The organism is Daejeonella sp. (genome assembly GCF_030684675.1).
GTDB lineage: Bacteria > Bacteroidota > Bacteroidia > Sphingobacteriales > Sphingobacteriaceae > Daejeonella.
This window is the reverse complement of the sequence record NZ_JAUXXZ010000028.1, coordinates 1-24,253: the sequence shown is the minus strand read 5'-3', so window position 1 is coordinate 24,253 and position 24,253 is coordinate 1. Positions and strand designations below refer to the sequence as shown.

Below are 24,253 nucleotides of genomic sequence, written 5' to 3'. Positions count from 1 at the left end.
TCAAATATGACTTTAACCTTTCTAATTCATCAGTCAAAAGCATTCTGGAGGTCAAAAAATACCGGGAAAAGCGTCGTCATGAGAGTGGTGATGGCAATTCTCATTTTGTATCTCCTGCTTAATGTACTTGTCGTTGCTTTTTTCCTTGACCGGATACTGAAGAAGACCAACCCGGGTCAGGATATCCTTTACTCATTCAATAGCTATATTCTGTACTATTTTTTAATGGATCTTCTCCTTCGTTTTCAAATGCAGGAATTGCCAACCCTAAGTGTAAAACCCTATTTGCATCTCAGAATTAAGAAAAATCAGCTTATAAATTATCTTTCACTAACTTCTCTCTGGACTACCTTTAACCTGACCCCAATTTTATTGTCATTGCCACTGCTCATTAAAGTAGTTTTACCTGAACATGGGCTTGCTCAATTCTGGAGTTTACTGGTATCCATAATCGGGCTCACACTTTCAAATCACTTTTTTAGTCTCTGGATTAAAAGAAAGGTGAATCTGAATGCTATGTGGATGCTGATCTTCTTCGGCACTTTGATCCTTTTCGTGTCACTTGATTTCTACTTTAAACTTTTTTCGATCTCAGCATTATCTGCCGGATTATTCAATTTCATACTCAAAAATCCACTTTATTGTCTCATCTTTCTATTACTCGCACTGGTAGTTTATATACTTAATTACCGCTATCTCAAGTCAAACCTTTATCTGGAGGAACTACATACAGCAGATACTTCACATAAATCAAGTACTGAAATACCTTATCTGAACCGGTTTGGAAAGGCCGGGGATCTGGTAGCCAATGAGTTAAAACTAATACTTAGAAACAAACGACCCCGCTCGGTTATCACAATGAGTCTGATGTTTATGTTTTACGGATTGATTTTTTATACTAACCCTACATTTTCGGGATATTCTGGTATAGTCTTTTGCGGGATGTTTATGACCGGTATTTTCATTATCAATTATGGGCAGTTTATGTTCAGCTGGCAAAGTGCTCATTTCGATGGGATTTTGGTAAGCAAAGTCAGTGCCATGGATTTTTTCAGATCAAAATTCCTCTTGTTCACTTTCTTCTCATCCATCTGTTTTTTATTGACTATTCCCTATGTATACTTCGGATGGAAAGTTCTGATCGTGCATTTCATTATGTTCATATGGAATCTGGGAGTAAATACATTACTGGTGCTTTACTTTGCTAACCAAAACTATCGCAGAATTGACTTGAGCAAGGGGGCAACCTTTAACTGGGAGGGTGTTGGAGCATCTCAATGGATACTTAGTATCCCTCTTTTACTGGCTCCTTTTGTGATTTATTACCCGCTTAATCTATTAGGTTATCCGGAAGCAGGTCTGGCTTTGATAGCAGTAATAGGCCTCATATTTATGATTAGCCGGGAGTTCTGGCTGAACAAACTTGTAAAGAGATTTCAGGAAAAAAGATATTTAATAGCAGAAGGTTTTAGAAATAAATAATATGATCGGGATAAGTAATTTAAAAAAGAAATATAACGGAGTAACGGTTGTCAATATTCCTGAATTAATCATTAAAAGAGGAGAAACAGTCGGGTTGGTAGGAAATAATGGTGCAGGTAAAACCACCCTCTTCCGTATGATGCTGGATCTGATCAGGCCGGATTCAGGTGAAGTGCTCTCAGATGAAAAAAATGTCGCAGAAAGCGAAGCCTGGAAAGATTATACTGCCTCTTATCTGGATGAGGGTTTTTTGATTGATTATCTGACACCTGAAGAATATTTTCACTTTATTGGTGGACTGCATAATAAAAGCAAAGTTCAGGTTGACTCGGAACTCCCTGCTTTTTCAGAATTTTTTAATGGAGAGATTTTAAAAAAAGGCAAATATATCCGCGACCTTTCTAAAGGCAATCAGACCAAAGTTGGGGTTGCTGCCTGTATGATTCAGAACCCGCAAATACTGATGCTCGACGAACCATTTGCCAACATCGATCCAAGTACCCAGATCCGTTTGAAGAATATGGTTAAAGATATCAGCAGGGAGAAGCATATTACAACAATAATCTCCAGTCACGACCTGAACCATGTTACGGAAGTGTGTGAACGCATTTTATTAATGGAAAAAGGGAAGATTATCAAAGATATTGCCACCAATTCAAATACCCTCCAGGAACTTGAACAATATTTTTCTGTATTATCGTAAGCATATTTAGAAAGCCATTTATCCTATATGAATTTAGATTTGACCGGAAAAAGAGCACTGGTCTGCGGAAGCACCCAGGGAATTGGCAGATCCAGTGCCAATGAACTTGCCTTATTGGGTGCTGACATCACACTCCTGTCCCGAAATGAAGATAAACTTAAAGAAGTTCTCCAGGGTTTATCAATAAATCAGAATCAAAAGCACCATTACCTCGTTGCAGATTTCAGTGACCAAAATCAATTGAAGCTTATCATCAATGAGTATGTAATCAATAATCAAATTGATATATTAATCAATAATACCGGTGGTCCGGCCGGCGGGCAAGCCATTGATGCCGGTACTGATGAATTTATTAATGCCTTTAATATGCATCTTATCTGTAATCAGATCCTGGTACAGGCTGTTTCGCCAGGAATGCGGAAGAATAATTTCGGACGTATTATTAATATTATTTCAACTTCAGTTAAAACACCTTTAAAAGGGCTGGGAGTATCCAATACTGTTCGGGGAGCAGTAGCAAACTGGGCCAAAACACTGGCATTAGAGCTCGGACCATTTGGTGTAACAGTGAATAATATTTTACCCGGTTTTACGATGACCGGCAGACTGGAATCCCTCATCTCATCAATTGCCGAACGCGATAACAAAAGTAAGGAGGCGGTAATGAAGGATATGATCAGTACCATACCTGCCGGCCGGATAGCCGATTCGCATGAAGTGGCGGCAGCCATTGCATTTTTAGCAAGTCCGGCTGCATCCTATATCAATGGTATCAATTTACCAGTAGATGGTGGCAAAACACCTTCATTGTAGACCATAAATTATAAGCAAAATGAGAATCTTAATCCTAATCGTGCTTTTTCCGCTTACAATCTGGAATTTAAGCGCTTCAACCTTTAAAAATCCCCAAGATGAGAAGTCAGGTATCATTGCAGAGAATGCAAAACCTGTACTAATCTCAGATCAGTTCAAATTTACTGAGGGGCCGGCTGTTAATAAAAACGGGGATGTTTTCTTTACCGATATCGTTGAGGGTAAGATCTGGAAATACAGTACAGAAGGTGAGCTTAGCCTTTTTATGGATAAAACAGGGCATTCCGATGGTATGTATTTCGATAAAAAGGGGAATCTGATCACTGCAGCAGATGAAAAAAATGAAATCTGGCAAATCAGTCCCGATAAAAAAGTAAAAGTATTACTTGATAATTTTGAAGGTAAAAAATTTAATGGTCCAAATGATCTCTGGATTGATGCCAAAGGTGGGATTTTTTTTACTGACCCTTATTACCAACGCCCTTATTGGGAAAGAAAAAAGCCTGATCTGAGTAATCAAAGTGTGTACTACTTTCCTAAAGGATCGAAGGCAGCTTTTGTCGTTGACAGTAATTTTGTAAGACCTAACGGAATAATTGGATCAGCAGATGGGAAAAACCTGTTTGTTGCTGATATAGGTGATAAAAAAACCTATAAATATGATATTGGTAAGAAAGGGGAATTATATAACCGTCGTCTGTTTGCCGATATGGGTTCAGACGGAATGACTTTGGATAATCGGGGAAATCTCTATCTGACCGGCAGGGGTGGTGTGACTGTTTTCAATCCTGACGGTAAAAAAATTGAGCATATTGCAATTCCTGCATCAACCGCAAATGTTTGCTTTGGAGGTAAAAACAGGGATATTTTGTTCATTACTGCCAGTAAAGCAGTTTATACCATGAAAATGAACGTAAGAGGAATTTAAGATCACAAAAAAAGACCTGCGAAAATCTATTCACAGGTCTTTTTTTCTAAAAATTGAAATTACTCTGCGGAAGCAGCAACAACCTCACCTTTAATGTAAATCACTTTTATTGGAGTCTTGGCATTCGACCTGATAGTCAAGCCTTTACTGAATGGAGCAAGTGCTGCTGCATTATAAGTAACAGTAATTGTTCCTGATTGACCTTTCAATACCGGTGTATTGGTATATTTAGGTACTGTACAGCCACAAACACTTTCAATATTACTTATAATTAAAGGCTCATCACCTGTATTTGTAAATTTGAATTCAACACTTACCGGCTTACCCTGTGGGATTTTGCCAAAATCATGCGTTTCTTTTTCGAATTTAAATTCAGCTTTTTCGACAACATTAAATGCTGTTACGGCTGCAAATAAAAATACAACACTGCAAAGAATGATTAATTTTTTCATAATGGTTAAACAGTTTTTTTATAATTGTTTGTCAATCAAACAGAGCCCTGATCATTTTAAGAAATCCGAAGCCTGCTAATCAAAAATAATAAATTACCCGGTTTGTATTTGAAAAATTGGTAATTGTTATTCAAATGTTACCTGAAATATGATCCAGTGTTCATAAACAGCAACATCAGACAATTTTGAGCATTAAAAATGCAAACCTGTCTTAACAATAACAATTTCCGTTCCACAATAATAATATCAGCCCATTAAAGACTATCAGCCTTTTAATGCATCAATACCTTTTGTCCGGTTTTTTATCTTCAGAGACCCTGACACCTATGGTACGACCGTATAATTCGGTACCATCAAGGGCATCAATAGCCTGCTGACCTGCTTCATCATCTGCCATCTCAACAAAACCAAAGCCTTTACTCCGGCCGCTTTGTTTATCAATGATCAGTTTTACGGAAGTAAGTTCACCGTACTTTTCAAAAATTTCTCTTAGCTCTCTTTCATCTACTTTAAAAGGAAGTCCTCCAACGAAAATATTCATATGCTTTTGATTGATTAGTTTATAATTATTGGTTAATTATCCTCTGATAAAAAGGATGTTTATTTACACGTGTAACTTCAGGTTCACCAATTGCTGTAAGCATCCGGCGGGCACCCACCATCGTTCTTGATTGAAAGTCGTCATAATTTTTAGCGCCTTTGATCATGCTGTTAATTCGCACCAATCCGGCAGCCTGAATAAATTCACCATTGCCAATATAAATAGCCGTATGCGTAACACGTCTTGTTTTTTTATTGGCAGCGAAAAATAATAGATCACCCGCCTTCAGGGTTTTTAACGATTTTGCAATATTCACAGAGTCACCTTCGTGGATATCTAATTTCTCGCCAACCAATGCCTGTTGTGAGGCATCCCTTGGAATTACTATACCATTCAGGAAATAACTTGTTTTTGTAAAACCGCTGCAATCCATGCCTTTTACTGAAGTACCACCCCATAGATACGGAATACCCAAAAAATTACGGGCGGTTCTCAGAATCTGATCAGCAGCTGGATCAGGAAGGTCCTTCCACTGATCAAATGACCGGGCCTTTTTAACGGAAATATAAGCTATCCTTTTATCCGGAAACGAAATTTTATAAAAACCATTCGACTCAGTAATTAACTGCATGATATTGCCTGCAACAAGATCGGAAACCGGCAGAGATGCCTCGGATGCCTCAGAATAGGCCTGCCCATACAAATCAGTATAAATAACTTTTTCTGCTGTTTGCCAATTCTCAAATTCTGATTTAGTCATCAGGCTTACCCCGGCAGACTCCGTCCAGGAAAGATAATTGTCGGGTGTGCGCACAAAATAGTGCCCTCTTTCCTTTTTTAAGACTTTTAGTGGAGTTCCCAAACCCGCCTGAGTGGCCATTTCTGCAGCATGATCAGGTCCATACCTTGTATTTATGACTGATAAATTTGCAATGCCGTAAACCTTCTCACCAAGATCTCTTGATGGAAGAACTTCTTCATTAATCTGAACAAACAGATTTTCGGAACTCAGTAAAGTCTTTAATTCAGTTGCAGCTTCCTGTCTGCTAACCTCGAGTTTATAGACTAAGGGAGCCTCGGTTTGTTGTTTGAGCTGATAAAATTCTACTCTTCTATCAGGTGCGTACTTCTTTTGCACGATGCCTGACAATTCATTTACCCGCTTAATTACAGAAGAATCAGGCTGAGCTGCCTCAGTATAGGTACTAACAAATAAAATAAGACCAAGAAAAGAAAAAAACTTCTTCATATAATTCAACGAACGGGAAATGCGGAGGGGGAATCAAATCTCCTGCATTCCCTTTTAACTGGTTAACGTATAAATTTAAGTAAAGAATATGAAAGATGTATAAAAAATCGGGAAAGGCGATTTTTTATACCGTGGACAACAGGCTATCCTGCCATTAATCTTTGATTTCTTGGGTTTAACAGATAGTTTTGTGAAACGGCTGACATAATGAGTCTCATTTTATTTTGGGTTAATTGATCAATTATTATTAACGAATATTCAGTAATGATAAAATCAAGAAAACCCATGAGGATTCAAAAGGAATTTTTTAAAACATATCGCTATTCAAGTAACAAAAGTATTTTGAATGCCTTTGTAATGGGCAATAGAATTTATTACTCTTAAATTTGTAAATTTGTTATTGTGGAAAAGATAGGTCATTTAGAAATTCGTATTATAGGTACTAAGGGTAACCTTGAACTCAAACCTGACATCTATGATGTGAGAGAACTGATTTCGATATTGGAGCGCTCAGAAGACCTTCTGTTTCCCAATGAAAAGAAAGATAGGCCGGTAATAAGTTATCAACTCGAAGAGGGTTCAGTAAGACATATTTTTAAAACCAGTATACAGGCAATTATAGGCTTGAATGCTGTACTTGGGCAAGTTGAATCTACAAAAAGCATAGATTTTCTGGATATAAATACCGCTAAAGCGATTGAATTATTCCAGGACAATGCTATTAAAAAGGATTATGTTATTTCGATAAGTACATCATTGAGTCAGTCTACCGAACTAATCATTGATAAAACCACCCGATATTTTAGCTCGGAAGCATTTTGGGCAGATGCTGAGTTTTACTTTTACGGTAAGATTACTAATGCAGGCGGTAAAGACAAAGCTAATATTCATTTGTTGACTGATGAATATGGAACAATTTTCGTACAAACACCCCAAAAGGTTCTGGAAGGGTTTGAAGACAATATATTATATAAATCCTTTGGGGTTCGTGCTATAGGCAAACAGCATTCTGAAACCGGCGAGATTGATAAAGGCAGTGTGAAGTTTATCGAACTATTCGATTATAATCCAAAGTATGACACTGATTATTTAAAGAATCTGCGTAAAAAGGCAATGAAGTGGCTGGGAACAGTTAACCCTGACGAATGGCTGCATGAGATTAGAGGGGGATACGATGCCTAAAGCCGTTTTACTTGACACCAGCTTTTTTCTTCGATTCTTGAATGAGAATGATCCCCTGTTTAAAAACGCTGATGGATATTTTCGATATTTTCTTGAAAAGGAATATTCCCTAATTATCTCCACTATTAGTGTCGCTGAATATTGTGTTGGAGGTACGATTGATCAGTTGCCCTTAAGAAATCTCAAGATCCTTCCATTTAACTTAAGTCATTCAAAGAGAACTGGCGAATTTGCAAAAATTCTTTACAACGAAAGACGTGCAGGGAAAGTCAATTTCAATGAGCGAGTATTAATCCCAAATGATTCTAAACTATTTGCTCAAGCAGATACAGAAGCTTCAATAGAACATTTCGTTACTTCAGATTCTGAAAGTCAAAAAGCATACAGCGTTTTAAAAAAGAATACTAATCCTCACTTTACAATTATTGACATTAATCAGCCTCATTCAGTGACTTTCGGAATTTTGGATTTATGATTTAATCGGGGTATCGGCAGCTCTTCCTTCATTGAACACAATCAGCCATTTTACCACTTAAGCAGCAAAAAGCGGATAGCCGGTTAATGTGTCAAGGCCGGGCAATCCAATGAAAATAAAACACCTCTGCCCGCTCTGTATATGCTTTACTCATTATCGGCGTGGCTAAATTTGCGTGGGTGGTGAAATAAATATTCCGTGCTTGCAAGCTTTGAGACTGGCAGAAAGTCAGCCACACCCGTGCTCCATCGCTGAACCTTTGGCGCAAGCATCCGAAGCTCATGGCGAAACATAGGATATTAATCACATAAGATTTACGTTATGTATATTCGTATATGGCGAAAGCAATTGAAATAAATAAGCCCATTGATCGTGTCCGGCTGGATGAACAACTGGCTAAACTTAATAAAAAATACAAACCCACTGATCTGAAAAAATACGCCGGCAAAGTGGATTTTGGAGTAAACGGATTGGAATACCAGTTAAAAAGCAGGAATGAGTGGCGATAATATCGTTGCCATGTTTTCTGTTTATTTCGTATTTTTGAATATATAAGATTAAGTCATGGAAAGAATTGTATTGGAAGTGGATGACCGTACAGCTAAAGCATGGAAGCTGGCTTCTTCGCAAAAGCGTAAAACTTTGAGTGCCAAATTAGGCGCAGCAATCAATGAAACGCTTACTAAAGACGCTGATATTGATTTTGTTTCCTATCTCAATGAATTGAGGGATAAAATGGAAACACGAGGCCTGACACAAGAGGCTTTGAATGACATTCTTAAAGATGAATAAGACGTTTGTCTTTGATACAAATACCCTGATTAGTGCCTCTCTTATTAAAAAGTCAATAAATGGTACGGCGATAGATAAAGCCATTTTATCAGGAAAAATTGCCATGTCTTCACAAACCCTGGAAGAATTAACGTTAGTGATCTTCAGGAAAAAATTTGACAAATATTTCCTAAATGACATTGAACGACTGGAGATTGTTGATAAGATCGGACAGAACAGCCTTCTCTTCGAGCCGAATATCAGGATTTCCGACTGCCGTGATCCCAAAGATAACATGATCCTTGAACTTGCCGTTGCAGCGAATGCCTCTTGTATCATCTCCGGTGATGAGGACCTATTAGCCTTGCATCCTTTCAGAGGTATTCCCATTTTAAAAGCACCTGATTTTTTAAAACAGTTCTAATCGTCAATTGCCTCGCCCTGTGGTGCATTGCACAAAATCAGTCATTTTGCCACTTAGGCAGCAAAAGCAGACAGAGAAAATTTTCGGTGTGGTTACAACGAAAGGTTCAAAGGCTTCTGAATTTTGGAGCACCTGCTTTTGTAGTGACTCTCTCATTAGACGAGCCATACGCTTCGAGACGTAAACATCAGCATATAAGGCGATTGAACCGGAAAGGATACCAAGTCCAAGTAATAGAAGTGTGATTGAAAATAAAGCATGGGTATAATTATCTTCTGATGGCTTTAAGTGAAGGGATATTAAAATACCCAACAAACTTGAAGCCATTAATAATAATTGTCTGAGCCACGAAAAATACTTTTCACTCTTGTTTACCGTGAGATCATACAGTTTCTTTATTGAGTTATCTATGCTCATTTGCTTTTTCTTTTGAATCTACAACATATTTGCTTTTGAGTACTTACTCAATTTTCATAGATTTACTTTAATAAAGTATTGTACCGAACCATGATGCTATTCTAAATTACCTCGTTATGAAGACCCTATTAAGTATGGTGCTTTTGCTTATTACTATGCAAATTAAGGCGTATTGTCAATCTTTTGATATTACCCAGCCACCGTTTGGATTAAGCGAGAACGAAATTGTAAATAATCTGTCCAAGAGAAGTCCAGTTGAAACTCTAATAGAAAGAGGGGATAAAAAAAATGGCGTTGTATCACTTCTATATATGAATACTGATTTGGTCAATAAGGCATATATTTTCCTTAACGATAAATGTATTGAGTTCACAACTGGGGCGGCATTGGCATATTTACCTAAATTTATTCAGCTAATTGGGAAAGATTATAAAAAAGTGGGAGACAATAAATGGTACGATAAAAGATTCACGTATCAAATAACCATTAAAACTGATGAAAATAACTTTTATGGAGTATTTGAAAAATTGTAGCGTATACCTGCTTTATGATAAATGATAATCAATTATATTCGTTATATCGTCTCAGTCTAGAAAAGCCACGAAGGGCACTTGCAATAGATGTTATCTATACATTTAATTTTGAGGGAGAAGATGGAGGGAGGGTTGACATCATTGATCTTGATAACCAAAAAGAGTATAAAGCTTTATTTATGCTTCATATAGATGATAACAATCGGGTTTCTATAACAATAGATAGTATAGTTAATGAATTTAAATCACCAGAGGGAGAATATGTTACATATTTCAATAGATATGCTGATTACTTTTTAAATGTAGTAACAAAAGAATTAGAGTTGCCATTATAATATCCTTCCTCTTTATATAAAAGGCATGCTTTTCCTTTATTTGCTCTGGGGTCTCCCGTTGTCTTACCTTTTCGTCCTGTAAAGAAATACAATCTTCCAACCTGCCTTTCTTTTGCGTATTGGCATAACGAAAGGGTTTCGTTAATTTCCCCGCGGTTGGTGTTCCATACCGCAACTTTTGCTGAGGTACGGTTATAACACCGACCACAAGTAAACAGCAGATCATCGCGGACTCCTGCCGGGTGACCGCATTTCGGGATTCCCGAAGATTTCGGCGAAATGGTCTTTCAAGATGATTAATTGTTATGCCGAGAGGATCCGATATAATTCGAGGTTCAGGTAATAAAAGCCTTTGCTGACTTCGCGCCTTTCCAGTATGCCCATCCCGGTCAGTCGTTCCAGGTATCGCCGGGCAGTGTTCTCGGCATAGGTCCGGCTGTCCACCAGATGCCTGACTTTAGTGAACGGCTGGGTAAAAATGGCGTTGACCAGCTGGTCCGGGCGCTGAATATCCGTATCGGCCTCCACCGCTTTTAGCATATACATCAACCAGGTTTTCCAGCTTCCCCGCTGGGTAATGCCCGCAAGACCGGAGTAATAGTCATCTTTATGATCGAAATGAATTTGCTTAAAAAAGAATCGGGTAGTCCAGAAGGCCTTTTTGCTTCAGGTAATTGACATTAAAAATTAAATTTTTTAATGTCAAAAGAATATATGGCATTAAAGCATAAGGCCGAAAACTCATTCGCATTAAAAAAATAGATTTTTAATGCGAATGAGTTCTAATGGCATTAATAGCCCTGTTCAAAAGCCAATCATCAGCATAAATAATCCTCAGGATTGAATAAGCCTGTCCATCAGGTTAGGGAATTTGTATGAAAAACCCAATTCCTTTTCTACCCTTTCACTCTCTACAATTTTCCAGTTTAGCTTCTCAGAAATAAAATCCGGTTCTGCCAGCATGTCAAGTCTGGCTGCCAGTTTATAAAATTCTTCTTTTGTAGGATGCGATGGAGTAGATCCGATGTAAATCCCTTTAGCAGTATCCGAATCAATAAGAGCATTAATTAGGGCAATGACCTCTTCCTGATGAATCATATTAACAGGTGCAAATCCATTGGGGATATTGATTTTTCCGGCAAAAAATCTTCCCGGGGATCTCCCGGGCCCAAATAATCCGGCGAGCCTTAATACTATAACTTGTATTGGAAGCGATAACAAACTTTTTTCAATTTCTGCAATTACCTTCCCTGATACAGTTTCAGGCGAGATTTCAGAACTTTCTGTTAATACACTATTGCCGTCAGAGTAAACCGATGTTGAACTGATAAAGATTAGTTTGGAGATGTTGCTTTTCGGTATCTGAGCAGTCAGAATCTCCCCCATTCTTTTATAATTCTCCGGTCCTTCAGCAGTTCTTCTTCCGGGAGGGACAGAAACGATCAGAATATCAGCATCTAAAAGTTCCGTCAGGTCAGGGTCAGGATGAGATTGATCAAACTGTACTAAAATTGGGTCAATTCCTGAAGCTTTTAACATTGGTATTTTTTCCGGACTTGTTGTGCTTCCTTTTATAATAAATCCATGTGAAATTAAGTCCAGAGCTAAAGGATAGCCCAGCCAACCACATCCCAATAAATTTATTGCTTTCTTATTTTTCATGTATATTTAATGTAAAAGTACAGCTTAAAAACTAAATCCATTTTTGGCACTTGGTTTGAATACATCTTGAAAGAAACTAAAAAAAGTAATCATGAAAAATACAAAGATTAAAATAGCAACACTTGGATTAGCAATTGCCGCTTCTGCAATGTTATTTCAAAGTTGTGCTACTGCTACCAAAACACAAAAAGGCGCCGTCATTGGTGCAGCTGCAGGTGGTACACTTGGAGCAATTATTGGTAAAAAAGCAGGTAACACTGCGGTTGGAGCAATACTTGGCGGAGCAATTGGTGGTACTGCAGGTGCTATAATTGGCCGTAAAATGGATCGCCAGGCAGAAGAAATCAAAAATACGGTTCCTAATGCTGAAGTAATTCGTGAAGGTGAAGGTATCATCGTAAAATTTGATTCAGGTATTTTGTTTGATGTGAATCAGTATTCACTTAAAACTGCTGCTCGTACAAACATCGAAAACCTTGCAACCTCATTGAAAAACAATCCGGAAACAACAATTCTGGTTGTTGGACATACCGATGCAAGTGGTTCAGATGAATATAACAGACGTTTATCAGAACGCCGTGCTGAATCAGTTAAAGCATATGCTTTAAGTCAGGGTATCAGTTCCAACCGTTTAACAACTGAAGGTAGAGGAGAAAGTGAGCCAATTGCTGATAACACATCTGAAACCGGCAAAGCTCAGAATCGTCGTGTTGAAATTGTAATCGTTGCAAACGAGACAATGAAGCAGGAAGCTAAGACAAGCGCTCAATAATTAAAATAAAAAATAAAAAACCCTCATCAGTCACGACTGATGAGGGTTTTTTATTTCCAGCCATTTGCTTTTTTTGTCTCAGTAATGTGGGCAAGATGGTGTTTTCCATGCCATACATACATACTCAAAACAGAACTTAAAACATAATTCTTATCCTGTGCCGGATGATAATATTTTCGAAGAAAGTCCTCAGGCTTTAGGGTCCTCAAAAACGCCACCCACCTTCTGTGCAAACTATCGAGCAAATCAAGGGAATCATTCAAAGCCCCATATTTTGCTTCTGTACATTCGGCCCACAAACCCTCCTCATAGGGTTTTATAACCGGATTATCCTCTGTTAATGCCAGTTTGAAACGCATATAAGCATTTAAATGACTATCCGGCAGATGGTGAACCACCTGCCTCAATGTCCAGCCTCCTTCACGGTATGGAGTATCCAACTGTTCATCTGTTAAGCCCGCAACCGCTGCCCTGACCATCACTGGCAATGCCTCTAACTGATCAATCAACATCGCATAGTCCTGCTCCTGAAAAGGCTCAATTTTATATTTCCCAATCGGAAATCTTAGTTTTTCTAAATCATTGCTCATAATAATTGTTTGATATTTAAACAATAAAATCCTGTAAAAATAAAATTTATGATTAATAATCAAATTAGACCGCCTTTGCGGCGGAAGGGCACTTAATTCCCCTGCAGCTGGGAATTAAGCAAAAGAGCCGCGGCTTCCCGGTATTTGTTGTAATTTATGAACGGTTATCAGCCAACGCACTATCCCAAATACCGTTCATATCAAATTGGATGAACCGAAGAACGATTCTCCCGGTTCAAAACCGGGACCTGTGCCAGTAAAATCAAAAAAAAGAAGCAGATTCCTTCATATAGCGTTTCCGAGCATCAGATTTTGGGATCATATCCGGAATGCATTCTTATTGCACAACCCGCAAGACTAGCGAGACTTGTTTTATGAATGTGAATGGGCCTTGTGGCCAGAGGCACCTTGGGATTGAAGAAGGCTTTTGTTCCTTTTGGCCTTCAAACCTGAGCCGCCCTTCAGCGGCGAAAGCATGAACACCTTTAAAAAACAATAAAAACAGGTGAATAACAATTCGCCCCCCGGCAATGGAGGGAGGCAAAGTTAAGTGGGATATCTAATTTTGAAATCAGCTAAAATGTCAATTTGAAAAGCCTAAATCGAGATATACTGAATATTACTCAGTATCACCTGACGGCAATGACTTTAAACCATAAATGCAGGCATGGCCAGAGCATGCATGCCCAGCTCCTGATCACCAATTACCTGCCAATATTGTTTAGCCTGATTAATTTCTATTCCTTTTGAGAACAGCATCCAGGCAATATTCTGATCAATATATATTTGGGATGCGATTTCTCCGGGCTCATTGCTGAATTCCCATTTCGATCCTTTACGAACAATCGCCCATACTCCACCTGCATCTCCTACTACCTCCACTCTGATCAAGGTCCCATCGGGTGATTCAAAACTTCTGTAATGATAAGGCAAGGCCTGCATACATATCTGAAGAAAGGGATTGTACAATTCTCTGTCCATGATAGATTTCGCCCCTACTGCCTGCCTGATTTGCTGCTGATGATGCCATCTTTCGGTGTACTCGCGGGCGATGTCAAAGCGGTTCGTTGAAACATCTTCACCCGCCCATGAAACCGAAAAAATGGCTTTTGCATCAGGATCAAGACTTTCAAGATATTGAAGCATCTGTACTTGAGCCAGCTTCAATTGTTCCAAGATGATTTCAGGACTAACTCTTTTGTAAGCATTCACCCAATCGGCATTCAGAGCATTCAGATAGTTTAGAAGATCCTGATAAGACTTAATTTCAGGAGGTTCGGTTTGGTAAGCATCCCTGCCAATGGATAAACGTCTTAGGGCACCATCCAGTAAATGAGCGGCGATATCTCTTACCTTCCATTGCTTGCACAATGTATCATTATTCCATTGTCTCCGCTCAAGTCCAGTCAATACCTCAATGAGGGATGAATTAAGTACAGGAAACAGATGCAATACATCAATCATCACATAATTTTTTTAAGCCATTTCAATAGATTTTTCTTCTCGGGATATGGAGGATATGCAATTTTACTGAAATCTATTTTAGATTGAAACATCACTGCACGCTCGTGCGAAAAAGCTTTGAATCCAAAGAATCCATGACAACTGCCTGAACCGCTGTTTCCAATCCCACCAAAGGGAAGGTTAGGGTTTGAAATATGTATTACCACATCGTTCACACAAGTACCGCCGGCTGAGGTCTGTCTTATTGTATCTCTGATTACATCATCTGAACCCGAAAAAATATATAATGCAAGCGGTTTTGGCATCTGGTTAACAAAATCTATGGCCTTGTTTACCGATTCATAAGTTATAACAGGAAGCAGGGGGCCGAATATTTCTTCCTGCATGATGGCAGAGGATACAGAAACCTTGCTTAACAAAACTGGTTCAATCGTTTGATCTTCATCGCTATCAGAACCCCCTTTTATGATCATAGCCCCATCTTCTACAGCTTTATCGCGAATAGCTTTCAATCGCTGATAATGGCTCGCGCTAATGATCTTACCATAGCTACTTTTATCCAGCATTTTATTGTTGTAGAACAAGTTCTCAATCTTTAATGCAGCTAAGCGGAGAAACTCTTGCTCCTTACTTGAATGAATCAAAACATAATCAGGCGCTATACAAGTCTGCCCTGAATTCATAAACTTACCCCATACAATTTTTTCTGCTGCCTTTTGAAGATCGGCATCCTCAGTAACGATTGCAGGCGATTTACCCCCAAGTTCAAGGGTTACAGAACTCAGGTGCCGGGCTGCGGCGGCCATGATTACCTTACCAATCTTCGGACTTCCTGTAAAGAAAATATGATCGAAAGGCAATTCCAGTAAAGCTTCTGATACCTCAACACCGCCTTCAAAACAAGCTATTTCCCTTGAATCAAAATTATCATTTATCAATTTTAACAGAACTGAAGTAGTTGCAGGACTTAATTCAGAAGGTTTAAGTATAGCACAATTACCTGCTGCAATTGCCGAAACTAGCGGTGCAATCAGCAATTGAAAGGGGTAATTCCATGGGGAAATGATTAAAGAAACACCCTTTGGCTCATAAAATATTCTGTTCTTAGTGAAAAAGCTGCTCAAGCCCGCTGAAACCCTGCGAGGACTGATCCATGTGGACAGATTTTTTATCGCAAAATCTATTTCAGCATAAACAAAATATACCTCAGTCAATGCCGCCTCAAACTCAGATTTTCGAAGATCCTTTTGAAGTGCTTCAAATATAAGCCCTTCATTTTCCTGAATCAGAGACTTGAGCTTCCTCAGCTTATCCTTACGCTCTGCCACACCCGTACTGCGCAGAAGAATGCTATGAACCTTTTGCAGCTCAAAAATTTCTTTGATACTTTTTTGCATATAGACTTTGTCCTTACAGAAATTCCGGGATTTCTAAAATTTTAATGAGGGATGATTCTGGTTAAATACCGTGGCTTTTTGATAAGCCTGGGCTACCTTTAATAATTTCCCTTCACCAAAAAGCTGTCCGGTAAAGGTAATACTACCCGGAAGACCGTTTCTAAACCCATTTGGTAAAACTACACAAGGATGACCGCTCAAATTAGTCGCACGTAAATTCATCCCAAAAGAAGGTGCAACAAACAGGTCAATATCCTTCATTTTCTGGTTCAACTGCTCAATCAGTAAAGCTCTTGCCCGGTTTGCCTGAATATATTCTACAGCAGGTATAAAATGCGCAGAACGAAATCCACTTGGCCAGGCATTTTTATCCTGTCTCACCAGCAGATCATCGCGGTTTGAAAGGCTGAGTTCCTGAAAAGCAGCACCCGATTCAGCTGATAACACAATGAGCATATCGCCGTAAGGTAATGCAGGAAGCTCGAAGGGAATCAGTTCAGCACCTAATTCCTTCAACTTAACAAGTGTAATGCTATCATTGGATGAATTCGAATACTTAAGCTTGAATTCAGACCTGATATAACCGATACGTGTGCCCTTAAGGCTTGTCCCCACTTGAGAGGTATAATTAAAAGGTGCTGCAATTGCACTAAGATCCTTACCGTCCACACCCTGAATTGCATTAAATACAATCGCACAATCTTCAACACTTCGGGTGATTGGCCCTAATTTGTCCATACTCCAGCTCAAAGCCATGGCTCCGTGTTTGCTCACACGACCAAAACTAGGGCGAAGTCCTGTGGTACCACATTCTGTGGATGGCGAAACAATAGAACCCAATGTTTCAGATCCAATAGCAAATGGCAGGCAGCCTGCAGCAACAGCTGAGGCAGAACCTGCAGAAGAACCGCTTGATCCGCGCTTTATATCCCACGGATTTTTTGTCTTTCCACCAAACCAAACATCACCCATCGCTAGTTCACCTAGTGTCATTTTAGCAATTAAAACCGCCCCCGCATTCTCGAGACGTGTAACAACCGTTGCATCCATATCAATTTTCTGATCCTTATAGGCAACTGAACCCCAGGTCGTTTTGTAATCTTTAGTTGCCAAAAGATCCTTCACGCCAAATGGTATTCCATGCAGCATTCCCCTGTATTTTCCGGCCGCTATCTCTGCATCAGCCTTTCTGGCCTGCTTCATGGCGCGCTCCTCGGTTATGCTAACCGCATAAAGCAAAACCGGATCATATTTCTTAACCCGATTGATGAAAAAGCGCGTTAATTCTACTGATGTAATCTGTTTGCTTTGTATCAATCCGGCGAGTTGAGTAATGGTAAAAAATGACAGTTTTTCCCTGTCAGCAGGAAGTTTAATGTTCTGCTGGGCAGAAACCTTAAAATAATTGGCCTGATCAGGGAAACGATACCCTGCTGGAAGGGGATTAAAGTTTAAAGCAGGTGCAATGGAATTAGAAATATTCAGCTTTCGCAGAGCTGCATAACCTTTCCGCCTTCTTTCCAGATCCTGAAGCATGGTATCCGCTTCAGCATCACTGAAGTCTAAACCTATGATTTTCTGCGCCTGTTTGATCAGACTGACGGTTATTTTTTCTTCCTCAAATTTTTGAGTAATAAAGCCTCCTAGTGTAAAACTTAGGATGCAAAGAATTGTAATGATACTATTTCTATGTAAATGAAGTTTCATATTTGCTGATTAATGGATCTGAATAAATTTAATGAAAGAAACAGTAAATTAAGCCCTTTGATATTTAAAATTATGATTAAACATATTTCTTTATTCTTAATCCTTGACCTGTTTGGCCTTTGTCTGCAGGCTCAAACATTAAAAACCGGAGTTCTGGTGGTTGGAAACACGCCTGCAGGTGTATCTGCAGCCATTCAATCTGCGCGTTCAGGTGCTAAAACAATTTATCTGACCCAATCATTAAGTGTAAATCCTGTTTTTGCCGAAGAGGACCTACAGAATTTATGGAATATCAGAAATCATTATTTTTTAAAAGAGCGGAAAAAAAGTAAAGTAACAGATTCGATTATTGCCTCAAAAATTACCTTAAATAAAGCTAGTGATCTGATAAAAAATATCGCAGATACGGTCAAGAACCTTAGCCTAAACCACAATAATGTTGTAGATGAGATAAAAAAAGATGGAAAAGGCTGGGAGGTGCGGCTTAAAGGTGGCCAGAAAATCAAGACAGATGTAATTGTGGATGCAACTGATAAGCTTTCTTTAGCGTCTCTACTCAGTATAGATTTAAAGAAGGCACTGATGCTACCTGTAAAAAGTGAAAATCCATTTGATAATAAATTAATCAGAAGCGGACTGGCAACAGGGTATTTGGAACCGCCAAATAATGAACGATCAATAGTTTCAATCCCCCCAGGGGCATTAATTCCTGCAGGTTTTGAAAATTTTATTGTCGTCCCTAAACAGATCGGACAAGTTAAAACCGAAAGAATGGGGCTGGGGCAGGCTGCAGGAACGATTGCAGCTTATTGTGCATTTTTTAAAACGACTACTAAAACAGTCAATATCAGGGTAGTACAAGGTGAATTACTCGCATTTGATGCCGTACTGATACCCTATTCTGATATTGACCTGAAAGACCCTAATTTTAAAGCCTTTCAGCAATTGGGACTCAGCGGATTGATGAAATCGATTATGGTGAAAGACGGAAATATTAATAAAATTAAATTTGATACGGCCGGAACCCTAACTGCCGAAGAATTAAGGGCACCGATGAAAGAATTTTATACAAGAAGTCAGATCTGGTTTGCTGATAATAAAGCAGATACCTTAACAATCGGGGATGCCATCAGCCTGTTTATGTTCACAGCTACAAGGGGCGAAGAATTGAAAAAAGAAATAGAAGAAGGCTGGAAAGTGAGTTTCAAATTCAATAGTAAATTTGATCTGAAGCGGAATATCAGCAGAAAAGAATTTGGGATTCTTGCTGACCGCTATCTTCAGCCTTTTAATGTCAGAGTAGACCCTGCAGGAAATTTAATGCGCTGATTTTATTAATTTAATTGTGGAAATAATGAAAAAATTGAGATCAATATTGACAATTTGTGGTTTAGTAATGTTGAGTAATTCCATTGTTGCACAGGGACTGAACAATGAAGTAGTTAAAGCGAACATGATTGTTGACTGGGAAAGGGCAAAACTCTATACCAGGGAATATCTGGATGCGATGCCTGAAGATGGAATTAATTTTAAACCCATCCCCGACCTCCGCAGTTTTGCAGAACAAATGCTGCATATGTCGCAGGGAACCATCGGGTTAATTGCCAGTGGTACGGGGGCAAACCCGATTTACCAGGGAAAAGTACTCGAAAAAGCAGATGAGTTGAAGAACAAAGCTGCACTTACCAAAGTGGTAATGGAATGTTATGATTACGCCATTCAGTCGATAAGGAACATGGATGCCTCAAAAATGGATAGTTTGATCAAGAGAGGGAATTACGAAACCGACCAGTTTGGCTGGCTGAATAAAGCATTTGAGCATCAAACACATCATCGCGCTCAGACTACAATATACCTTCGTTTGAAAGGGATCAAACCACCGAATGAAAAGCTATTTTAATCGGAAATAGCTCTTTTTTTGGGGATTAATGATTTTAAGGGAACTAACCTTCCTCATACGGTAGCAATTAATTGCCGTTTCACCCAATTTTTCAATCAGTTTATAATTCACTATCGCACCAACAGCAGCTCCAATCAAGGGGATAAGCTGTGCCATTTTTGCCAGGTCAATATAATCGCGGTATTCCTGCTGAAAAGTTCGCCAGTCGAACTGATCGACATCCTCAGGTAGGGAGGCGATGTAAGAATCCCAGTCTGAAATTTGATGGAAAACCTTATGCCTACCCTGCTGACTTGAAAATGCCAGCTGGAAAATATACAAGATGTAAAGTCGTTCCCTGTAATCCCTGACATCATATCCATAAAGGGCAGCTATATCAAAAAGCAGTTTCATCTTAATCCCGATTAAAATCGGAAATTCTGCCAGGCCAAGCAAAAAGCCACCTGCTCCGGTCACTGCACCTTCGGCAGAAGCTGTTTTTCTGTAAAATTGTATTCTCTCTTTGACAAAAGCCTCTCTCAGCTGTAATGAACTGTCCTTTCTGGGTTCTTTGGTGACATATTTGGCACCAAAAAGGACAGCCTTGACCATTTTTTCGATAGCTACCGTGATTGCGTTGTGCACTTTCTCAGGAATCAGTTTGTTCAATCGATTCTGAATTCCCTTCGAAGCTAGATCAAATAAACCGGGCTTTTTGAGGATTTTCTTTTTCCAGAGTTCGAGTTCTTTATAGGCCTGTTCTTCGTATGGGAGCATAATAATTTAACGTGAGTTCGATATATAAATATCTAAAGATCAATATTTAACCACATAGATTGACTTATATTATGCTTTACAGGGAACATAGATTGTAAATCACATAGATTGAAGCGAAGCTTCAAGGCTATCTGTGTCTAAAATGAAGTTTAGCAGCTATAAAATGCTATGTTTCTATGCGGTTTTTAAATATTATGTCGCGTTCACGTTAATTTAGTCCCATTTGATAAAAGGGCCATTTTCACAAGATACCGAATAATAATTTCAGAATACCTGAATTTGTTCGTATTCGTATTACTCTTAACTTGCCTTTTTCAAACCAATTATTATGCGTAAGTTTTCTCTAATCCTGTCCGGTATTTTTCTGCTCAATAATTTATTTGCACAGATATCCCCAAAAGAACATTTCGGTTTCTCAATCGGGGATGATTATCAATTAGCCAACTTTACTCAAACGGCTGAATATTTCAAAAAGATCTCCGAGCAATCTGACCGAGTGAAACTCCTGGGTATTGGTATGACCGAAGAAGGCAGAATACAACCCATGATGATCGTTTCTTCCCCCGAAAACCTAAAAAATCTGGAGCAATACAGAGAAATATCCCAAAAGCTCGCCAGGGCTGAAGATTTATCTGAATCACAGGCACGAATACTTGCAGAAAAAGGGAAAGCAATTGTTTGGATTGATGGAGGATTGCATTCAACTGAAACTCTGGGTATCCATCAGCTCATCGAAACCTTATGGAATCTGGTAAGCCGAAAAGATGCAGAGACCATGCGGATACTTGATAACACAATTATTTTAATGACACATGCCAATCCCGATGGCCACGAACTGGTTAGCAACTGGTATATGCGTGATGAAAAGCCCGAGAACCGTTCCCTGCAAAATTTGCCGCGATTATATGAGAAATATGCCGGTCATGATAATAACCGCGACTTCTTCATGATGAATCTGAAGGAAACCCAGAATATGAGCAGGCAATTATTTGTTGAGTGGTTGCCTCAAATCATGTATAACCACCATCAGCGAGGCCCTGAGGGCTCTGTTGTTGCGGGCGCGCCCTATCGCGATCCCTTCAATTATGTTTTTGATCCGATCCTGATGACCAGTTTGGATGCGCTTGGTGCAGCCATGAATTCAAGACTTAATGTTGAAAATAAACCAGGTTATACCCAAAAATATGGTTCCGTATTTTCAACCTGGTATAATGGAGGCCTGCGCACTACCACCTATTTTCATAATATTATCGGATTGCTTACAGAAACCATCGGCGGACCAACACCTTCAGAAATATCCCTCGTTCCACAACGACTGATTCCAAATGGTGGGACAACTTTTCCGGTCACCCCTCAGAAATGGCATTTCCGACAGTCTATAGATTACTCGGTTTCGTTAAACTATGCAGTTCTGAATTATGCAGTTCGTTATCGTGATGAATTATTGTTTAATATTTACCAGATGGGTAAAAATTCCATTGAGCGCGGAAGTAAAGATACCTGGGGGCTTTCCCCAAATAAAGTAGAAGCGATCAACCAGGCTTATCTTAAAGATCAGCCAGGAGCAAAAATTGCTAGTCAGCAAATCCTGCCGAAAAAGTACTTTGATACGGTGATGAATAACCCTGCAAACCGGGATGCCAGGGGATATATTATTCCCTCAGATCAGGCTGATTTTCAGACTGCTGTAAAATTTGTAAATGCACTGATCCGTTCAGGCATTTTGGTACATAAAGCCACGGATAGTTTCATTGTGGCAGGAAAAAACTATCCGAAAGGTTCCTTTATTATTAAAACTGATCAAGCTTTCAGGCCACATATACTGGATATGTTTGAGCCACAGGATCATCCCAATGATTTTAAATACGAGGGAGGGCCTCCCATTGCTCCTTATGACGCTGCAGGCTGGACTCTCGCTTATATGATGCATGTGCAATTTGACCGCCTTCAGGATCATTTCAACGGTCCATTTGAACGAATTCCATATGGCGAACTTCAAAAACATCAATCCGGAACACTCTCTTCTGCTAAAGCCTACCTGATTAATGCAGAATCGAACAATGCATTTATTGCTGTAAATGAAGTATTAAAGGCCGGAGAAAAAGTTTACAGGATAAAGTCAGGGGATGAGCGCGGGGATTTTTATATTCCAGGGAATCCAAAAACAAGAAATTTACTGAACAAAGTAAAAAGTGATTCTGGATTGGAAATAAGAGAAAGTTCAAAAACTCCTGAAAATCTGATAAGACTTTCAGAATTACGGATTGGACTTTGGGATACCTATGGCGGCTCAATGTCCTCAGGATGGATACGCTTGTTAATGGAGCAATTCAATTTTAAAGCTTCATTGGTTTATGCCAAAGATATTGAAGCAGGAAATCTGAATGAAAAACACGATGTGATCATATTTGTCCCCGGGGCAATACCTGCACTATCGGTAAGAGCAGGAAGGGGTAATTCTTTAAACACCGGCCCTGATCCTGAGACAATACCGTCAGAATTTAGGGGACAATTAGGCAGGATTAGTGACGATAAATCAATTCCTGAATTAAAAAAATTCATAGAACTGGGCGGCAAAGTGGTAAGCATTGGAAGCAGTACGAATCTGGCCTATCACTTGAGTCTTCCGGTAAGGAATGCAATGGTTGAACTGGGTGCAAACGGTATAGAACGAAGCCTGCCTGCCGAAAAATATTATATTCCTGGAAGTATTCTGAATGCAGATACTGACAATAAAATTCCAGCTGCCTGGGGCATGTCTGAAAAATCGGATATCTATTTTGATAGAAGTCCGGTGTTCAAAATTTCAACAGAAGCAATTGCCAGTGGAAAAATTAAGCCCATTCTATGGTTTTCAAATCCAACAACATTACGAAGTGGTTGGGCATGGGGTCAGGCCTATTTACGCGATGGAGTAACGGCATTCGAGGCGGAGGTTGGTAAGGGCAAATTCTATGCCTTTGGTCCAGAAATTACCTTCAGGGCTCAAACCCATGGGACCTTTAAATTGCTTTTCAATCAGCTATATGGGCATTCTGAATAGCATATCCGGCTAAAATCTCAAAAAAGCCCGGAATTAAATTATTTATGTATTTTCATCGGCAGAAACTAAATCTATTTCTTTTTATACTAAGATCCTTGTTTTTAATAGATTAATAAGGATTTCATTTGTTTTTGACTTCTTTCCCTTGGTTTCCAGTATTTTCCTGCGTTTTTCATCATTGCCCTGCTTATCTAAAATATCATAAGCCTATTGTTTTATCGGCAACCACTCAGTAGTTTGAGTTTTGGTCTATGTGAATACCATCAGGAAGTAGTAATATTCTCTACAATAACGAATCAATATATCAAACTAGAGTAAGCTTTACTTAAAAAATGATCCAGGGTTTATAATGGCTTAATAGAGAAAATTATTAAGGAAAAAAATTATTTTTGAAGGCACCCAAGAGCGATAAATGCGTTGAGCTGGTATTGTAAGAGTGGTGGAGGCGAATCCTAACTTCTTTTTTATTAAACTTCAAAGCCCCTATTAGATCAATTTATATCTGACTACTTTATCATCTTCCCAAACACAAATCACTTTGCCATTAGCCAAAGTATAAACACGTGGAGAAATGCCATTTCCTACCTCAGTGATCTTGTCTTTTTTGAGATCCATCACCTTAATTTTGTTTTTATCCTGCCATGATACGACGGTATT

General features: G+C 39.0%; 26 protein-coding genes. 15 read left to right on the top strand and 11 right to left on the bottom strand.

Features of this window, described 5'->3' with window-relative positions; genetic code table 11:
* Nucleotides 1-6 precede the first annotated feature (6 nt).
* From Q8M41_RS05210 to Q8M41_RS05195, 4 genes are read left to right on the top strand one after another with little or no spacing between them, the layout of a single operon-like run.
* Complete coding sequence (locus Q8M41_RS05210) at nucleotides 7-1,482, top strand: DUF5687 family protein (protein ID WP_305364193.1); 1,476 nt, start codon at nucleotides 7-9, stop codon at nucleotides 1,480-1,482.
* Nucleotide 1,483: 1 nt separating this feature from the next.
* Nucleotides 1,484-2,185 (top strand): ABC transporter ATP-binding protein, encoded by a 702-nt coding sequence (locus tag Q8M41_RS05205; RefSeq protein ID WP_305364192.1) that lies wholly within the window; start codon nucleotides 1,484-1,486, stop codon nucleotides 2,183-2,185.
* Between the two features lie 27 nt (nucleotides 2,186-2,212).
* Nucleotides 2,213-2,998, top strand: a complete 786-nt coding sequence (locus tag Q8M41_RS05200) for an SDR family oxidoreductase (RefSeq protein ID WP_305364191.1) — start codon at nucleotides 2,213-2,215, stop codon at nucleotides 2,996-2,998.
* Nucleotides 2,999-3,017: 19 nt separating this feature from the next.
* Nucleotides 3,018-3,926, top strand: coding sequence for an SMP-30/gluconolactonase/LRE family protein (locus Q8M41_RS05195; RefSeq protein ID WP_305364190.1), 909 nt, complete (start codon nucleotides 3,018-3,020; stop codon nucleotides 3,924-3,926).
* Between the two features lie 59 nt (nucleotides 3,927-3,985).
* Here the strand turns inward: Q8M41_RS05195 and Q8M41_RS05190 are convergent, their stop codons facing one another.
* The 3 genes from Q8M41_RS05190 to Q8M41_RS05180 form a co-directional block, all read right to left on the bottom strand.
* Nucleotides 3,986-4,378, bottom strand: a complete 393-nt coding sequence (locus Q8M41_RS05190; RefSeq protein WP_305364189.1) for a DUF1573 domain-containing protein — start codon at nucleotides 4,376-4,378, stop codon at nucleotides 3,986-3,988.
* A 280-nt stretch (nucleotides 4,379-4,658) separates the two neighbouring features.
* Nucleotides 4,659-4,919, bottom strand: a complete 261-nt coding sequence (locus tag Q8M41_RS05185; protein WP_305364188.1) for an RNA-binding protein — start codon at nucleotides 4,917-4,919, stop codon at nucleotides 4,659-4,661.
* 25 nt (nucleotides 4,920-4,944) lie between these two features.
* Nucleotides 4,945-6,168: a C40 family peptidase gene (locus tag Q8M41_RS05180; protein ID WP_305364187.1), complete on the bottom strand. Its 1,224-nt coding sequence runs from the start codon at nucleotides 6,166-6,168 to the stop codon at nucleotides 4,945-4,947.
* Nucleotides 6,169-6,570: 402 nt separating this feature from the next.
* Here Q8M41_RS05180 and Q8M41_RS05175 point away from each other — a divergent pair, with 402 nt between their 5' ends.
* The 5 genes from Q8M41_RS05175 (at nucleotide 6,571) to Q8M41_RS05155 (ending at nucleotide 9,020) form a co-directional block, all read left to right on the top strand.
* A complete protein-coding gene (locus tag Q8M41_RS05175; RefSeq protein WP_305364186.1) occupies nucleotides 6,571-7,350 on the top strand; it encodes a hypothetical protein in 780 nt (259 codons plus the stop codon).
* Complete coding sequence (locus tag Q8M41_RS05170; protein WP_305364185.1) at nucleotides 7,343-7,825, top strand: hypothetical protein; 483 nt, start codon at nucleotides 7,343-7,345, stop codon at nucleotides 7,823-7,825. The genes Q8M41_RS05175 and Q8M41_RS05170 overlap by 8 nt, the downstream gene beginning before the upstream one ends.
* Nucleotides 7,826-8,160: 335 nt before the next feature.
* Entirely contained in the window at nucleotides 8,161-8,334 is a 174-nt protein-coding gene (locus Q8M41_RS05165) for a hypothetical protein (protein ID WP_305364184.1), read from the top strand.
* Between the two features lie 55 nt (nucleotides 8,335-8,389).
* Nucleotides 8,390-8,617: a hypothetical protein gene (locus tag Q8M41_RS05160; protein WP_305364183.1), complete on the top strand. Its 228-nt coding sequence runs from the start codon at nucleotides 8,390-8,392 to the stop codon at nucleotides 8,615-8,617.
* The gene (locus Q8M41_RS05155) at nucleotides 8,610-9,020 is read left to right on the top strand and encodes a putative toxin-antitoxin system toxin component, PIN family (protein ID WP_305364182.1); all 411 of its coding nucleotides are present in this window, start codon (nucleotides 8,610-8,612) and stop codon (nucleotides 9,018-9,020) included. Before Q8M41_RS05160 ends, Q8M41_RS05155 begins: the two co-directional genes overlap by 8 nt.
* A gap of 3 nt (nucleotides 9,021-9,023) precedes the next feature.
* Here the strand turns inward: Q8M41_RS05155 and Q8M41_RS05150 are convergent, their stop codons facing one another.
* Nucleotides 9,024-9,437, bottom strand: a complete 414-nt coding sequence (locus Q8M41_RS05150; RefSeq protein ID WP_305364181.1) for a hypothetical protein — start codon at nucleotides 9,435-9,437, stop codon at nucleotides 9,024-9,026.
* A 116-nt stretch (nucleotides 9,438-9,553) separates the two neighbouring features.
* Between Q8M41_RS05150 and Q8M41_RS05145 the strand changes: the two genes are divergently transcribed.
* The gene (locus tag Q8M41_RS05145) at nucleotides 9,554-9,970 is read left to right on the top strand and encodes a hypothetical protein (protein WP_305364180.1); all 417 of its coding nucleotides are present in this window, start codon (nucleotides 9,554-9,556) and stop codon (nucleotides 9,968-9,970) included.
* Between the two features lie 14 nt (nucleotides 9,971-9,984).
* On the top strand, nucleotides 9,985-10,305 hold the full coding sequence (locus Q8M41_RS05140) for a hypothetical protein (RefSeq protein WP_305364179.1): 321 nt from the start codon (nucleotides 9,985-9,987) through the stop codon (nucleotides 10,303-10,305).
* Between the two features lie 303 nt (nucleotides 10,306-10,608).
* Here Q8M41_RS05140 and Q8M41_RS05135 read toward each other — a convergent pair whose 3' ends face one another.
* Nucleotides 10,609-10,851, bottom strand: coding sequence for a hypothetical protein (locus tag Q8M41_RS05135; RefSeq protein ID WP_305364178.1), 243 nt, complete (start codon nucleotides 10,849-10,851; stop codon nucleotides 10,609-10,611).
* A 288-nt stretch (nucleotides 10,852-11,139) separates the two neighbouring features.
* Complete coding sequence (locus Q8M41_RS05130) at nucleotides 11,140-11,967, bottom strand: SDR family NAD(P)-dependent oxidoreductase (protein ID WP_305364177.1); 828 nt, start codon at nucleotides 11,965-11,967, stop codon at nucleotides 11,140-11,142.
* A gap of 91 nt (nucleotides 11,968-12,058) precedes the next feature.
* Between Q8M41_RS05130 and Q8M41_RS05125 the strand changes: the two genes are divergently transcribed.
* On the top strand, nucleotides 12,059-12,739 hold the full coding sequence (locus Q8M41_RS05125) for an OmpA family protein (protein ID WP_305364176.1): 681 nt from the start codon (nucleotides 12,059-12,061) through the stop codon (nucleotides 12,737-12,739).
* Nucleotides 12,740-12,789: 50 nt separating this feature from the next.
* Here the strand turns inward: Q8M41_RS05125 and Q8M41_RS05120 are convergent, their stop codons facing one another.
* The 4 genes from Q8M41_RS05120 to Q8M41_RS05105 all read right to left on the bottom strand — a co-directional run bounded on the left by Q8M41_RS05120 (nucleotide 12,790) and on the right by Q8M41_RS05105 (nucleotide 17,897).
* Nucleotides 12,790-13,329: a YfiT family bacillithiol transferase gene (locus Q8M41_RS05120; protein WP_305364175.1), complete on the bottom strand. Its 540-nt coding sequence runs from the start codon at nucleotides 13,327-13,329 to the stop codon at nucleotides 12,790-12,792.
* A gap of 648 nt (nucleotides 13,330-13,977) precedes the next feature.
* A complete protein-coding gene (locus tag Q8M41_RS05115) occupies nucleotides 13,978-14,793 on the bottom strand; it encodes a maleylpyruvate isomerase N-terminal domain-containing protein (protein WP_305364174.1) in 816 nt (271 codons plus the stop codon).
* Nucleotides 14,793-16,190 (bottom strand): aldehyde dehydrogenase family protein, encoded by a 1,398-nt coding sequence (locus tag Q8M41_RS05110; protein ID WP_305364173.1) that lies wholly within the window; start codon nucleotides 16,188-16,190, stop codon nucleotides 14,793-14,795. Before Q8M41_RS05110 ends, Q8M41_RS05115 begins: the two co-directional genes overlap by 1 nt.
* A gap of 33 nt (nucleotides 16,191-16,223) precedes the next feature.
* Nucleotides 16,224-17,897, bottom strand: a complete 1,674-nt coding sequence (locus tag Q8M41_RS05105; protein WP_305364172.1) for an amidase — start codon at nucleotides 17,895-17,897, stop codon at nucleotides 16,224-16,226.
* Between the two features lie 72 nt (nucleotides 17,898-17,969).
* Here Q8M41_RS05105 and Q8M41_RS05100 point away from each other — a divergent pair, with 72 nt between their 5' ends.
* Both Q8M41_RS05100 and Q8M41_RS05095 read left to right on the top strand, forming a co-directional pair.
* Complete coding sequence (locus tag Q8M41_RS05100; RefSeq protein ID WP_305364171.1) at nucleotides 17,970-19,226, top strand: hypothetical protein; 1,257 nt, start codon at nucleotides 17,970-17,972, stop codon at nucleotides 19,224-19,226.
* Between the two features lie 25 nt (nucleotides 19,227-19,251).
* The gene (locus Q8M41_RS05095) at nucleotides 19,252-19,797 is read left to right on the top strand and encodes a DinB family protein (RefSeq protein WP_305364170.1); all 546 of its coding nucleotides are present in this window, start codon (nucleotides 19,252-19,254) and stop codon (nucleotides 19,795-19,797) included.
* On the opposite strand, the gene Q8M41_RS05090 is transcribed toward Q8M41_RS05095, so the two are convergent.
* Complete coding sequence (locus Q8M41_RS05090; protein ID WP_305364169.1) at nucleotides 19,789-20,553, bottom strand: EcsC family protein; 765 nt, start codon at nucleotides 20,551-20,553, stop codon at nucleotides 19,789-19,791. The two genes, Q8M41_RS05095 and Q8M41_RS05090, sit on opposite strands and share 9 nt — an antisense overlap.
* A 328-nt stretch (nucleotides 20,554-20,881) precedes the next feature.
* Here Q8M41_RS05090 and Q8M41_RS05085 point away from each other — a divergent pair, with 328 nt between their 5' ends.
* Nucleotides 20,882-23,596, top strand: coding sequence for a M14 metallopeptidase family protein (locus Q8M41_RS05085; RefSeq protein WP_305364168.1), 2,715 nt, complete (start codon nucleotides 20,882-20,884; stop codon nucleotides 23,594-23,596).
* Nucleotides 23,597-24,253: the final 657 nt, after the last annotated feature.

Excerpts from the sequence above, each read along its gene's own strand:
- Q8M41_RS05150 (WP_305364181.1), bottom strand. The coding sequence starts at position 9,437 with ATGAGCATAGATAACTCAATAAAGAAACTGTATGATCTCACGGTAAAC.
- Q8M41_RS05190 (WP_305364189.1), bottom strand. The coding sequence starts at position 4,378 with ATGAAAAAATTAATCATTCTTTGCAGTGTTGTATTTTTATTTGCAGCC.
- Q8M41_RS05105 (WP_305364172.1), bottom strand. The coding sequence starts at position 17,897 with ATGAAACTTCATTTACATAGAAATAGTATCATTACAATTCTTTGCATC.
- Q8M41_RS05125 (WP_305364176.1), top strand. The coding sequence starts at position 12,059 with ATGAAAAATACAAAGATTAAAATAGCAACACTTGGATTAGCAATTGCC.
- Q8M41_RS05135 (WP_305364178.1), bottom strand. The coding sequence starts at position 10,851 with ATGTATATGCTAAAAGCGGTGGAGGCCGATACGGATATTCAGCGCCCG.
- Q8M41_RS05210 (WP_305364193.1), top strand. The coding sequence starts at position 7 with ATGACTTTAACCTTTCTAATTCATCAGTCAAAAGCATTCTGGAGGTCA.
- Q8M41_RS05155 (WP_305364182.1), top strand. The coding sequence starts at position 8,610 with ATGAATAAGACGTTTGTCTTTGATACAAATACCCTGATTAGTGCCTCT.
- Q8M41_RS05180 (WP_305364187.1), bottom strand. The coding sequence starts at position 6,168 with ATGAAGAAGTTTTTTTCTTTTCTTGGTCTTATTTTATTTGTTAGTACC.
- Q8M41_RS05160 (WP_305364183.1), top strand. The coding sequence starts at position 8,390 with ATGGAAAGAATTGTATTGGAAGTGGATGACCGTACAGCTAAAGCATGG.
- Q8M41_RS05140 (WP_305364179.1), top strand. The coding sequence starts at position 9,985 with ATGATAAATGATAATCAATTATATTCGTTATATCGTCTCAGTCTAGAA.
- Q8M41_RS05130 (WP_305364177.1), bottom strand. The coding sequence starts at position 11,967 with ATGAAAAATAAGAAAGCAATAAATTTATTGGGATGTGGTTGGCTGGGC.
- Q8M41_RS05170 (WP_305364185.1), top strand. The coding sequence starts at position 7,343 with ATGCCTAAAGCCGTTTTACTTGACACCAGCTTTTTTCTTCGATTCTTG.
- Q8M41_RS05195 (WP_305364190.1), top strand. The coding sequence starts at position 3,018 with ATGAGAATCTTAATCCTAATCGTGCTTTTTCCGCTTACAATCTGGAAT.
- Q8M41_RS05205 (WP_305364192.1), top strand. The coding sequence starts at position 1,484 with ATGATCGGGATAAGTAATTTAAAAAAGAAATATAACGGAGTAACGGTT.
- Q8M41_RS05200 (WP_305364191.1), top strand. The coding sequence starts at position 2,213 with ATGAATTTAGATTTGACCGGAAAAAGAGCACTGGTCTGCGGAAGCACC.
- Q8M41_RS05115 (WP_305364174.1), bottom strand. The coding sequence starts at position 14,793 with ATGATTGATGTATTGCATCTGTTTCCTGTACTTAATTCATCCCTCATT.
- Q8M41_RS05165 (WP_305364184.1), top strand. The coding sequence starts at position 8,161 with ATGGCGAAAGCAATTGAAATAAATAAGCCCATTGATCGTGTCCGGCTG.
- Q8M41_RS05145 (WP_305364180.1), top strand. The coding sequence starts at position 9,554 with ATGAAGACCCTATTAAGTATGGTGCTTTTGCTTATTACTATGCAAATT.
- Q8M41_RS05085 (WP_305364168.1), top strand. The coding sequence starts at position 20,882 with ATGCGTAAGTTTTCTCTAATCCTGTCCGGTATTTTTCTGCTCAATAAT.
- Q8M41_RS05095 (WP_305364170.1), top strand. The coding sequence starts at position 19,252 with ATGAAAAAATTGAGATCAATATTGACAATTTGTGGTTTAGTAATGTTG.
- Q8M41_RS05120 (WP_305364175.1), bottom strand. The coding sequence starts at position 13,329 with ATGAGCAATGATTTAGAAAAACTAAGATTTCCGATTGGGAAATATAAA.
- Q8M41_RS05110 (WP_305364173.1), bottom strand. The coding sequence starts at position 16,190 with ATGCAAAAAAGTATCAAAGAAATTTTTGAGCTGCAAAAGGTTCATAGC.
- Q8M41_RS05100 (WP_305364171.1), top strand. The coding sequence starts at position 17,970 with ATGATTAAACATATTTCTTTATTCTTAATCCTTGACCTGTTTGGCCTT.
- Q8M41_RS05185 (WP_305364188.1), bottom strand. The coding sequence starts at position 4,919 with ATGAATATTTTCGTTGGAGGACTTCCTTTTAAAGTAGATGAAAGAGAG.
- Q8M41_RS05090 (WP_305364169.1), bottom strand. The coding sequence starts at position 20,553 with ATGCTCCCATACGAAGAACAGGCCTATAAAGAACTCGAACTCTGGAAA.